The sequence below is a fragment of the Candidatus Mycoplasma haematobovis genome (genome assembly GCF_001645765.1).
In the GTDB taxonomy this organism is placed as follows: Bacteria; Bacillota_I; Bacilli_A; order Mycoplasmatales; family Mycoplasmoidaceae; genus Eperythrozoon_B; species Eperythrozoon_B haematobovis.
In genome coordinates this window covers 1-12,237 of record NZ_LWUJ01000017.1, presented here as the reverse complement: position 1 = coordinate 12,237, position 12,237 = coordinate 1, and the positions used below count along the sequence as shown (strand labels likewise).

Genomic DNA, 12,237 nt, shown 5'->3' with positions numbered 1-12,237 from the left:
GTTTCTTTATCATTTAATTTAATTGTCTCAACTTCCATTATTGTACTTCCTTCTTTAGATTTAACTGTGTAATCTTTTTTATTATTCTGTTGTTCTTTAGCTTCAGTTGTTATTCTCTTGTATTCATCCCTTAATAAATCTTGTAATCGAATAGTTTCCATACATAGTTCTGAATATCCAATTGGCAATCCATAATTAAAATCAAGCATCTTTGCAATATCATCAGTTGTTGTTGCTGGTTTAGGAATTCCAATTCTTCTTGGTTCAATTCTAATATCATTTACCTTTTCTTTCAGTAATGCTAACGTATTATTAACTGACTCTACAAAACTCTGTAATTTTCTTCTAGCTTCATCACATTTATTTATTTGTCTTAAGACTTTATCTTTAAGAATTAACATTATCTTATATATATATTCCTCAACCTCTTTCTTCTTCAATTAATTGTGTTAATTTAAATCAGCAAATTCCATTATCTGTACACTTATTTTCTCATCTTATGTTCTTCTCACTTCAGGTTCTTAAAAGATAGTAATTATTGTTGTTAATATTTTCTCTTGAAATTTTTATTTGTCTTCTTAATCTAGGTGCAAACCTTTTCTTAACAGCAGGTGACATTCTATTAATATCATCTGTTAATCTTCGAATTTGAAGATTTAATCTTCTATTAGTTTCTTTAATATTATGTCTTTGTAAATCAAGAGCATTTCTTTCTTCTTTAAGAAGATTGATTATTTCTTTGTTATTCATATATATATATTATATCACAAATCCTACCAACTTTAAACTTTTTTTTACATCTTTTTATATTATAATATTATGGTATGACAAAGTTAAATTTTGCACAATATTTATTGAAGAAATTAAAAAGATATGGTTACAATGCTGATAATGAGACTTTATTAAAAATAGTTAAAATTATAAAAAGCAGTGATTATATTAGAACTTTCTGGGATTTCATAGTTCCTAATAAAGATGAAGTATTTGATACTCTTGGTTTGTCTACTAGACAAAGAACTTTATTTTTTTTAAGAACCTCATATTTTTTTGATGAAACTGCTTTAAGTAATAAAAATTTCAGAGACCGTTATTATATAGTTAATCATATTCTTAATTATGCTAAGAAGAAAGGTATTTGGACACCACTTAATGATTAAAATCCCTTTCACTGTTTATTTTTAGTAGGAAAAAAAGATACTGTTATTCCCAAATTATATTTCTCTTGTCAATAATTCATTTGACATTTAAATAGCTCTAATGCTATATCACATGAATAATATAATGACCTCTGTAAGCAAATTTCATATAGCTCATGTATATATAATCTTTCTTCTTCACTACTAATTAATTCAACTCCATAATCTTTACTATATGCATTGTAAAGTGCCATACTTGAAGTTAATATATCATGCACAAAAACATTATCTGTTGGAAATTTTTCCATATGTATCATTCAATTTAATTCTTTATGATTCTTATCTTTCTTAGCAGAAAAACTACTTAATAATAATATGTAAGTATCAATTCCATTATTAAATATTAGTCCCCATTCAGGAATATGGCTATAAAAAATATTAAGTGCTCCAACCATGCTTGAATAGCTCTTTGGCATATTCCCATATAAGTCTTCTTGTATTTGCTCACTAAATAATGATACTTTTGCATTAGTATCAACTCCGCTATATAAAGAACCTGTGTTTATGTAAAGAAATGAAGATTTATTCTTCTTATTATGAGATTCAACTATCTTATGTTTAAGTGTACATCCATATGGTATTCTCAGAGTATCTAATAGAACATCACTTACTTTTCCTGATGTCTGTCTGTGGAAGTTTCCAAATATATATATCTTCACATTTGTCTTATTCCTTATTATGGAATCAAAGAATGTAATAAATCTTGCTATGTCTCCTGAATCATAAGTAGTACTGGTACCCACATTTGTACATTCATCTCAAATAATTAATCTAATATTAGGGTATTCAGCACTTTTTGCTGACTCTAATGAAAACCCGTTTAAAGCCGCACAAAAACCCATATATCTGGGTTTCTTTCCTCTTAATAAATGTTTATGAAATAATGATGGATTATTAGTTGTCCTGCCCTTTAAATAAATTGGAGAATAATCTACTAATAATTGTTTTTGTAATGCTTGAAATTCAGATACTGTATTTCTTAATAATATTACTTCTGCATTCTCATCTTTATCAGATAATTCTGAAATTATCTTTGATATCTGATATGTCTTTCCAATTCCCTTCTTACCATATATTATTACAAAATCTGCTTTAACCCCTAATTTATCAATGTGTTCAAATTTAAATTTCTGGTCTGGGTCCTCATTAGCTATTTGACAAAATTTTTCATATAATTGTTTTTCTTCCTCTGTTTGAATATAGTCTACACTCTTTAATTGCTCTATCCTTTTTAAATCCTCTTCTTTATTATTAGTAGTCTCAGATTTGTCTTTATAAAAGTCTATTAATATATTATCTTGACTTTCCACTAAAATATAATTATGCTTCCTACTATAGGATATATATTTATTGTTAGTTTATTAATAATCTGAATTTTATTATCTATTGGCTTTATTTATACATTGGCTTTTTAATTTTTGGGTATTACCTTTTCATTAATTGGGTCTCAGGTACATCCGAGGAATTTTAAATAATCTCCATATGTTTCAAGAATAGTTCATTGTTTTTCATTTTCTTTATTAATTACTCAACTATCAGTGAAAATTCCTCATCCCTTTTCTGGATTAAAATAAATTTTGGATACTAATTCCACTTTTAATAGTTCTTCAGCGTTTTTAATATTGACATTAGTTAAAGAATATATTCTAGGTTGTCGTAACATATATTGTGACATAATTACTTTGGCTCTACCTACATATACTGCTTTATCATATGATTGTGGTGAAGAATCTGAACCATATAATGAACTACCTGTATCTGTAGGTGAATTACTATTTACAATTTCAATAAGTTTTTGATTTCTAAAAGAATCATTGGTAAATTTCCAATAAAAACCCAAATCCCATCTACCTCATCATAATTTAAATTTATATACCTCAGTATTTACTCCAGAACCATCTGGGGCTATAAAAATTCTGTATTTTTCATCTCATTTATAAACTGTTATAAATCGAGCGCTTTTGTGACTTTCATCAAAAATTCAAGGATAATCAGGAATTGTATAATCCTTAAATGCTCTTGTCAGATGATTCATTAATGAGTAGACATATTTATTAGGAAGGTTACTTACTTCAAATTTCTCAACTTGTCTTAAACCTTCAATAGTCTTATCTCTCTCTTGAAGCTCTATTAATTTTGCATCATATTGTTTAGTAAGAGTATCTTTCTCTTCTTTAACCTTAGTTAATTCAGCTTCTATTTCTTCCAGTTTACTTATTTTTTCTTCTAATTGTGCACATTCTTTAACTTTATTTTCTAAATCTAAATTTTCTTTCTTTAAGTTCTCAATCTCTTCATTAGATTTACTTTTTTCTGTAAATAAAACTCTCTCTCTTTGTTTACATTCTTCTAATTGCTTTTTTAAATCTTCAGTTAATTCAGTGTTTTTTTGCTTCTCAGAATTTAATTGTATATTTAAAGCGGCTAGAGACTTCTGTAATTCTTCTTTACTTGTATTTGCCTCTTCAAGTTCTTTTTCTTTTTGTTTTAAGCTATTTTCAATATCTTTTTTTTGAGACTGAAGATTTTTTAGTGATTGTTTTTCTACTCTTAATTCTTCAGTTAACTTATTCTTCTCTTCTAAATAAAGATTCTTTAATCTTTCTTCAACTGCTTTATCTTGCTCTAATTTTCTATATCCAACACTTAATTTATCATACTTATCTACTTCATATTCAAGTTGCTGTGAAGCTACATTTAAATCTTCTTTAATTTTCTCTATCTTCTTTTCCCTATCCTTTATTTCTCCTTGAAGTCTAAATTCTTCATCTTTAGAATTAGAAATCTCTACTGTTAATTGTTGTATCCTTACATTTAATGATTCTTTTTCTTGTTCAAGTTGTCTTCTTAATGCTTCTAAATCTTCAATTTGTTTTTGTAATTTAGCTATTCTTGGGTCTTCCGGAATTAATTCTTTAACTTGTTCATGCTCAATTCACTCTACAATTTGAATTCCATTTTCTAATAAAGCTTTAATTAATAATAAGTCAATTCTGTCATTTAGATTTGTTAATTCAACACTCTCCATTTTGTAAACACCAGTTTTCATTCCATTGCCAACTGGAATTAAACTATTGGCCACTCTACAATCAACTCCAAATTCTTTATGATATTCACTTACATATTCTTTTTGCTTATCAGAGATAGTTCATATCTCTAAATAAATTTCTTTATCTTCCTTTCTTCCAACTCCCTCTAAATCTTTCTCTTTATCATCTAAAGCTAAATTTCTTTCTCTTGAACTAGTTTGATTATAGGTTTGTTGCGCAAATGCCCTTCTTAAATTAAATGCATAATCTTCTTTTTGTCTTGCATAAGATAAATCAATAGTGTATGAATTCAATACATGTTTCTCAATTTGCTGTCCAATTCTTTCATTCATCATTGCAGTATTCTCTGAATGTCTTCTGAGTTGTAAATAAGAAGATACTCCACTTGATATAGTTCCCATTCCCTGATTAACTGCCGATATAGTCATTCCAGTTCCTAATCTATTCACTGCCGTTCCAGCTAATTTAGCCATCTTTGAAAGCCCAGTTGCAATTCCAAGTCCTATTCCGGCAATAGAAGTTATTCCCCCTATAGCCCCCATAATGGTATTAGTTATTAATGAAACTTTCTGCATTTCATTTTCAAATCTCATTCTCCTGTGCTCTAAATTCATTGATTGAGTATTCAAATCAAACTCTCTTCTCTTTACTAAGTAATCTTCTGATGCACGCATATTTGCAATATCTAATCTTTCAATATCAAATACATTAAATTGTGCAGTTCCTCTAGTCTCTAATTTGGAAGTGTCGAATCTCAAATAAGTTTTCCCAAGAGCATGTGAAATTTCTATTTTGTGTGAGTCTAGTGCCTGTTGCCCAACCCTTTCTAAATTTGCTGTATCTAATTCAATTGTTATTAGTATCTTCTGTGCAAAGGCCTTTACAGGTAATTCAACTTTCTGTCCATAAATACTTAAGTTAACTTTCTGATTTACTCATTGAGTTTTATCCAGCTTGGCTATAGCCTCATTTGCCGCTATAGCATATATTTGTTTCTGACTTACTTTAACATCCTTTTCACTTTCTTTAAAAATTAAATTTACTCTTCCTTGTGCGTCTAATAGGCAATAAAAGTCAGTTCCCTTTAAATCAAATAAATATGGATTCCCCTTTAAATCATCTAATGTAAAATCAATTATTCCTCCTTGAAAAAATTCTGTTGGCCTATTCCTAACAACATTAATTACTTCATCAAAATTTTCATATTTTGATATCTTACTAATCTTTGTTAATTTAGTTCTTACTTTATTTACATTACTTGAATCACCGCTAATTGCACTGTCCTCTGCAATAAACTGTCCATCAGGTAAAGTAGTTTCAGTTTCAAATACATTTACTTTTCCTATAGCTAAGCCACCCTCCTGAATATCGTGATAAACAACTATCTCTTTATCTTGTAAATCACTATCCCTATCTTTAATGTGCGTAAATCAATCAAAATTTGTTTGAGTAAGGTCATTGCCTTCATCATGGCTAAAAAAGAAGTAATCTAAGTCAGAAAAGAATATGTCTCCAACATTACATTCTCTAATGGGTGTTTTTTTAAAAGATACAGATTCACTAATGAAATATGCATTTGTATTTCTCTTAATGTGCGTCTTTAATTGTTGATACTTACTTGGACTTGAATAATATCTGTCATAACTTAGTTCATCAAAATTTGAATATCCCATTTTCATTCATGCTTTTGCTCATTCTGAAACGTATCTACCTTCATCAAATACTGAATATCCATAAAATCATGATGCCCCAGTTAATCATCTTCCAATTAAAGTACTTGATTTATCAATAGCATCTATTGTATAGTCATACCCATTATCCTTAATTGGCTGGAATAATAAATAAGTTGGTAATCCTCAAGTAGTAAATAAAAGTTTCTCTCCTATTAGGAAATCCGCTTCTTGAGTAGCCTGTCTGGCACGCGCACTTAATTTTCCAAATATATCTAAAGTGAAGTGAAAATTCTTTTCTTCTCTAATTGCTGTTGGTTCATAGGCATCTTCATTTTGTACTAATCTTGAAATTAATTTGTTTAGACCTTTAATTCTTCTTAAAGAATCAAATTTCCTTTTGACTATGAATGGTTTATCAACTTCAAAATAAGTATCTTGATTATTTAATCAAAGTGAAAATTGTCCAATTAATCATCCTATATTTAATGGCTCTCCAATAACATTTCATGCATATAAATTATCGTATGGTGGCTTAACAACATTAAATCCATTTGTGCTTTTCAAAAGATTTTTTGAAATAGCTTTATTTGATTCATCTGCTGAAAAATATGTATCAGGGTTAATAAAATTAATTTCTCTGTATGTATCGTGAACTGGCTCTACACTAGATTTAAATTGGTATACAAAATTTAAATTTCTTACAGAATATAAATAAACACTCCTAAATGATTCAATTTTTCTTTTTAAGGGGAAATGCCTTTGATATTGTGATTTAGCTAATAAAGATGGGGTAGTTTTAAAAAAAACTTTTTGAGGAAAATAAAATTCACCACCATCCTTAACATTAAATCATGTATTTAATTTTCCATCTCTTTCATAAATAGCTCTTGTTGAATAAGGGTTTAAAAAAGATACTCTATTTCTTCTTGCAAGTTTCTTAATATATGTTTCAACAATATTTTCTCTGTCCTCTAAGAAAGCTTCTTCAGTTAATTCAACTCTAAAATATGTTGTCTTATCATTTGGTTTTCCCGTAGTTAAACTAATTAATTCAATATCCTCTAATCCAGATAAATCAAGATTCAATACTTGCTTAAATTCTTCTTTCCTAGCTCCTAAAGAATATGAATCATGTGTTATTACATATTTATTTCTTAAAAAATTTCCACTTCCATAATCCGTTCCAAATTGGGCTAATATAACATCATCATTATCTAAATTGCTTAATAATTCTCTTATCTTTACAACCAGCTCATTTTTTCAATTATGATTTTTTTTACTTAATTTAGCTCTTCCGAGTAAGGTAAAGTCCTTAGCCTTTTCAAATTTCTTTCCATTTAAAAGTGCTTTATTATTTTCAAGTTGTCTTAGGAATCTTGCATAATCTTTATTGTCTATTGCGTAACGCCCATCAAAAACTTTAAATGGTGCGTTGGGTACAATATGCTTTTTCCAATTATAGATTTGTTTATTTAAAGGAAGAAGAATTCTATGATTGAAATTTGTAAATATAGGTAAAGTAAATTCAAAATCTGAATCTTGTAATTTATCTAAGCTTGCATTAATTAAAGTTCCTTTTGCAATTACATTTGCTTTATTTTTAAATAAGGTGCATAAATGGTCTTTGATTAATATATATCTTCATTTATTCTTCTTGTAGGATATTTGCTTATCCTTCTTTAAGAAGAATAACTCTCCATTGTATTCAGCATAGTTATATTCTCCAGTTAAAACTACCCATCCTGTAACAGGAGTTGTCATAACCGGAGTAACTTTTTCAAGTCATTCTCCTCCAATTAAATGTGGATATGTATTTGGAAATCTATATCCCCCGTTATCTCAAAATAGGTTATTAAGATTATCAACTCTTATTCCCATTTAATTATCTTGAGGCCCTTAAACCTCTTCTGGTCCTTACCTGCGCTTGCGCAACAGGCTCACTAGACCTTATTTTTTTTTTTCTAATTCTTGACCAATTAAAGAATACTTATCATAAAGTCTAGGTGCCGCAATAAAGTGTGTACTTGGTAATCCTAAGCATCCTGCAAAGTTTTTAAATATAGCAATTGCAAATTGGAAGAATGCTTTGTATCTTCAGTGTATTTTTTCCATAGGTGTTTGAACATCAGTAAATTCAAAGAATGGTTTAATAACTAATGCACGTTTATCAACTATTCTTACAAATCCCGGTGGCATACTTCTTTCTGGGAATATATTTAAATCTTCTCCCAACATACTTAAATTAGCGGCCCTAACATCAATTGGTCCTCTTCTTGCAATTCCATTTTTTAAATCAATGTAGTCTTCTGGATTTAAATATACTCCAAGAAATTCTCTTTCAGTTTTAACTTCAAAAGAATCATCTGCAGATGAAGTTGCCTGTGTATCTATAATGTTTGCTTCAGCTCCTTGACCTGCCAATGGTCTTCCATCAAGTCCAAGTCCTTGTTGTCTTGCTCTATCTTTAGCGGCTTTGGTATCATAAATTGTTATTGCTGTATCATTACCAAGTCAATATTCACTACTCTTCTCAGTAGTCATAACATTAACTGCTTTACTAATGAAATCATATAAAGCAAATAGACAATCATTTCTGTGAAGATTATCTATGAAATGTGTCTTATTAGTTTCATCTTCTGTTTCTGCATGTGCATTAGTATATATTTCTTGAGTAACTTTTCTTGCTCTATCTTCTTCAGGTTTGTGATGTTCGTAATATAAGTCTTTCTTAGGCTCCTCAAAAGCAAAATTAGTTGTAAATAGATATGGATTATAGAATTGAATATTTTTTCAAAGCTCTACTGACTTACCATAATATTTTTTGATTTTACTTTGCATCAAAATATTGTATGCCCTTCCAGCTTTAGAAGTTGTTGTTTGTGTTGCATGTGGGTCAATCTTAGTTTTTCCAAATATTCTTGCAAAATCTTTATCACCAAAAATAATTTTTGCTGGGTTAGCACAAATAATTGATTTAATAATTATTGATAGTGCATTTTCAATTGCTTGTCTTAAATTACCTTCAAGCAATTTAACTAACTCTAAATAATCTGCATAGCTCTTAAAAAATTGTCCAAAAGTATCTCTGTTGTGTGAACATGCTACTTCCCATTTTTCAATAAGTCTATCTGTTTCACTAATAATATTTAAATGTGGAGCAGATTTTGGTCCAAGGTCCTCTCCTTCACCTTCTACTTCTACATAATCTTTAATAAATGATTCACCAACTTCAATATGTCTAAATGCATCACCAATAAATGCATCTTGGTCAAGAGAACTTAATAAGAATGCATGTCCAGCTGGCATTGTTTTTTTCATTCTAGTAATAACACCCATATAAATATCGGTGTAGATACCTCTGAAAAAAGCATTAATAGAATATGTATTTGGGTTGTAACCACATCATTCTGCAGTAATATCTGGACTGCTTCCAACATTAACTTCTGCAACGTAATTAATTTGTGAGTAAGCCATTATTTATTATTCATTACTTTAAAAATTCCTTCAACCCGTTTTGCCGCTCCTTCATCACTTTCTTTATAGTAATCTTTCAAAACTTTTAAATGATTTTGCATTAATCTTTCTATTCTATTCTCTTTATTATTTCTAAATTCTTCAAAAGTTTCATATCCCTTTGGATTAAAATTTTTTATTTTCTTTTCTACTCATTCAAATGGATTCTTAACTTCATTTGATTCAGATACTTTTTTCTCAAGAGTATCAACTACTTGTTTATGAACTTTTTTTTGTAATTCACTTTGCTTAACTAATATTTCAATTTGCTCATCTTTTTCTTTAATAAGCTGTTTGTATTTATCTTCTAAATTTTCTACTGGAGCTTCAACAACTTTATTTTCTACTACTTCTTCTTGATTTTCCATATATCAAATGTATAAATAGCGACTATAGGTTAGTTAGTTGACTGAACACTACTTATACTTTATATATTATATATAATATATACATAGAATGAGACATTTTTATGGCATTTAGTTCTGTATCTGACCCCGAAGTTATTACGGCAATATGTATAGGAGTAGCAACTGTTCTTGGTGCTATAGCTACATGCCTTAAAAAAATTAGGGGAAAAAGCTGAAAGGAATTACTAACTAATATTAATAAAGAAGAATTAAAGATTATTTCAGATACTGTTAAAGAGCAAACTAAATTAATTAAAGAAGTTATTAATGAAAAAGAAAAAACAAATAAATCTAAGCAGAAGAAAGTATAATATTTTTAAATAGGGGCGGCGACACTATACCTTACAGGGCAACCTAAAGGGAAGTAAGTCTTCCTACTCCTTATTAACATATGCAAATTTATGTTATGGGGGGTAGGGGGGCTCAACTTCCCTTTAGGGCAAAACCATCAAACGAAGTTTGAGTTAGTTTATTTAATATAATAAAGTTATTTACTATAGTTAAATGTTAGTTCCTTTATTTAATGCAAGACCACATCCAATTGTTAATTTAGTATTTAAATATCTTGAAACAATTAACTCACCTAATACTAAAGAGAAAATAAGTTTCAATAAAGTAAAGAACAAAATATGTAGAGAGCTTATTGCACCTTTACTTGGTATAGATGCGTGGTTTAATAAGAATCCTAATAAACAATGATTAGATGGAGTTATGAAGAAGAAATTTCTGATGGATACTCTTGAATGATGTAGAGTTAAACTTAATTTAAATAAGTCAGCTATAAATGGTTGAATAAGAATGGTAATGGAAGGTATTGAAATTAGAAATGAAAAAATAAAGAAACATGGAATAAGGCATGCGCCATATAGAAACTAATTTACTTACCAAGAGAAGTCAATATTCTTCTATGGAAGAGGCTATTGAAAAAATTAAAGAAGCAACATTAAATTTAAAATCTTCTGTTGATATGACTGTTGATTATTTAGAGTCCTGTGAAAAATTAGTAAAGTTAAATAAAGAATTAGGTATGGACAAATTTATGGAACACTTAACCATCACCACTAGATTAAAGAACGTAACTTATTATTTACAATTAGCTATAGTTGACATGCTCAGATATGAGCATGATAAATTAAAGAATGATAATTAGCACTTCAGGCATTTCAAGCTTTGCTGATTTATATAGACAGAAATTTATCTCTCCTTATACAGAAGAAGGTCAATCAATAGTAACTAAAGAAATGTTGGATAAAGCATGACATATTTACAAGAGCACTACAAATTATTTAACAGATGTTGATGAACCTTATTGAAAGAATATTACTTTAAATTGCTTAGACCAAATGGACCACATTGGTTCATACTGGGTTGGAGAATTTGATTGTCATAATGAAGATTTATTAAATGAAATTTGAGAACCTTTAATAAAGGAATGGTACTTTGGAAAAGTATGGATAATAAAGAGTGAAGAAATAATGAATCAAGAAATTCAAATGGCTGAAAGCGATGTTTACAAAGATAATATCCCAGAAGAAAAATTATTTAGGAACAATCCATTTAGGCTTTTTTATATGCGTCAAAAAGATGATGGGAAATATTATTTCAAATCATTATTAACTGGAATTGATTACTTTGATTTAGACCCCAAAGAAATGATTTATTTAAGTTTAAGTGGGGGTGCTAATTTTAGAAAATGATGGAAAATAAATATGGAATATGTTGCAGGTAAATCAAGAGTTGTAGATGCTACTAAAGCTTTATCAAAGACAGTTCAAGTTGTAGTAAGAAATCAAGAAACATTTGATACTGAGAAATCTCAAATTCAAAATCCAAGTGTCTTTTATGAGCTAATTAGGCAATCTGGTACTGTAGGAGCTAAAGAACAAAATCTGTATCAAGCAATGCCAATTATAGATGGTCAAAGAGTAAAGGATATGAAAGAGATAATTCAATCTATGTATGAAAAGGAATGTGAAATGCTTGGAGTAACTATAAACTCAAATGATAAGAAAGAAAGATTAACTGTTGCTGAAAATTATAAAGATTTGAGACAAGTAACTAATTTACAAGACTATCAATTAAAGAGCCTAAAAATATTTGAAAAAAGATTAAAGGATAAAGGGTGAGTCAAAGAAAACTTTAAAATAGAAATATCTGGATTAACTTATGCACAAGGGCTACCAGATACAGTTCAATCTAATTCAAACCCACAACAACAATTTAATATTCAAAAGCCTATAGAGAATTCTGAAGAATAATATTATGAGCACAATGAGAACTCCAAAATGATTAATAGAATTTGTTAATTCTTCAAAACAAAAATATTTAAAGTTATTAGAGGGTTTAGAGGAAGAACAAATTCCTTTGGAAAAGAAAGTATTAGCAAGAGAAATTGGTA

Annotated in this window: 11 protein-coding genes; 5 read left to right on the top strand and 6 right to left on the bottom strand. The window is 28.6% G+C overall.

Annotated features, from left to right (window positions below; genetic code table 4):
• A partial coding sequence (locus A6V39_RS05845; RefSeq protein WP_187150744.1) for a hypothetical protein occupies positions 1-401 on the bottom strand: 401 nt, incomplete at its 3' end.
• A gap of 4 nt (positions 402-405) precedes the next feature.
• Positions 406-750, bottom strand: a complete 345-nt coding sequence (locus A6V39_RS05840) for a hypothetical protein (RefSeq protein ID WP_187150743.1) — start codon at positions 748-750, stop codon at positions 406-408.
• Between the two features lie 74 nt (positions 751-824).
• On the opposite strand from A6V39_RS05840, the gene A6V39_RS05835 reads away from it, so the two are divergent.
• Entirely contained in the window at positions 825-1,157 is a 333-nt protein-coding gene (locus A6V39_RS05835; RefSeq protein WP_187150742.1) for a hypothetical protein, read from the top strand.
• Here A6V39_RS05835 and A6V39_RS05830 read toward each other — a convergent pair.
• The 4 genes from A6V39_RS05830 to A6V39_RS05815 all read right to left on the bottom strand — a co-directional run bounded on the left by A6V39_RS05830 (position 1,154) and on the right by A6V39_RS05815 (position 9,800).
• A complete protein-coding gene (locus A6V39_RS05830) occupies positions 1,154-2,506 on the bottom strand; it encodes a phage DNA encapsidation protein (protein WP_187150741.1) in 1,353 nt (450 codons plus the stop codon). The genes A6V39_RS05835 and A6V39_RS05830 overlap by 4 nt on opposite strands.
• A 101-nt stretch (positions 2,507-2,607) precedes the next feature.
• Positions 2,608-7,797 carry a coiled-coil domain-containing protein gene (locus A6V39_RS05825; protein WP_187150740.1) on the bottom strand — a complete coding sequence of 1,730 codons (5,190 nt, stop codon included), beginning with the start codon at positions 7,795-7,797 and terminating at the stop codon, positions 2,608-2,610.
• Between the two features lie 69 nt (positions 7,798-7,866).
• A complete protein-coding gene (locus A6V39_RS05820) occupies positions 7,867-9,393 on the bottom strand; it encodes a hypothetical protein (protein ID WP_187150739.1) in 1,527 nt (508 codons plus the stop codon).
• Complete coding sequence (locus A6V39_RS05815) at positions 9,393-9,800, bottom strand: hypothetical protein (protein WP_187150738.1); 408 nt, start codon at positions 9,798-9,800, stop codon at positions 9,393-9,395. The genes A6V39_RS05820 and A6V39_RS05815 overlap by 1 nt, the downstream gene beginning before the upstream one ends.
• Positions 9,801-9,901: 101 nt before the next feature.
• Here A6V39_RS05815 and A6V39_RS05810 point away from each other — a divergent pair, with 101 nt between their 5' ends.
• The 4 genes from A6V39_RS05810 to A6V39_RS05795 all read left to right on the top strand — a co-directional run bounded on the left by A6V39_RS05810 (position 9,902) and on the right by A6V39_RS05795 (position 12,097).
• Positions 9,902-10,150 carry a hypothetical protein gene (locus tag A6V39_RS05810; protein WP_187150737.1) on the top strand — a complete coding sequence of 83 codons (249 nt, stop codon included), beginning with the start codon at positions 9,902-9,904 and terminating at the stop codon, positions 10,148-10,150.
• A 193-nt stretch (positions 10,151-10,343) separates the two neighbouring features.
• Entirely contained in the window at positions 10,344-10,715 is a 372-nt protein-coding gene (locus A6V39_RS05805; protein WP_187150736.1) for a hypothetical protein, read from the top strand.
• Complete coding sequence (locus A6V39_RS05800) at positions 10,696-10,989, top strand: hypothetical protein (RefSeq protein ID WP_187150735.1); 294 nt, start codon at positions 10,696-10,698, stop codon at positions 10,987-10,989. The genes A6V39_RS05805 and A6V39_RS05800 overlap by 20 nt, the downstream gene beginning before the upstream one ends.
• The gene (locus tag A6V39_RS05795) at positions 10,979-12,097 is read left to right on the top strand and encodes a hypothetical protein (RefSeq protein ID WP_187150734.1); all 1,119 of its coding nucleotides are present in this window, start codon (positions 10,979-10,981) and stop codon (positions 12,095-12,097) included. The genes A6V39_RS05800 and A6V39_RS05795 overlap by 11 nt, the downstream gene beginning before the upstream one ends.
• The last annotated feature ends 140 nt before the right edge of the window (positions 12,098-12,237 follow it).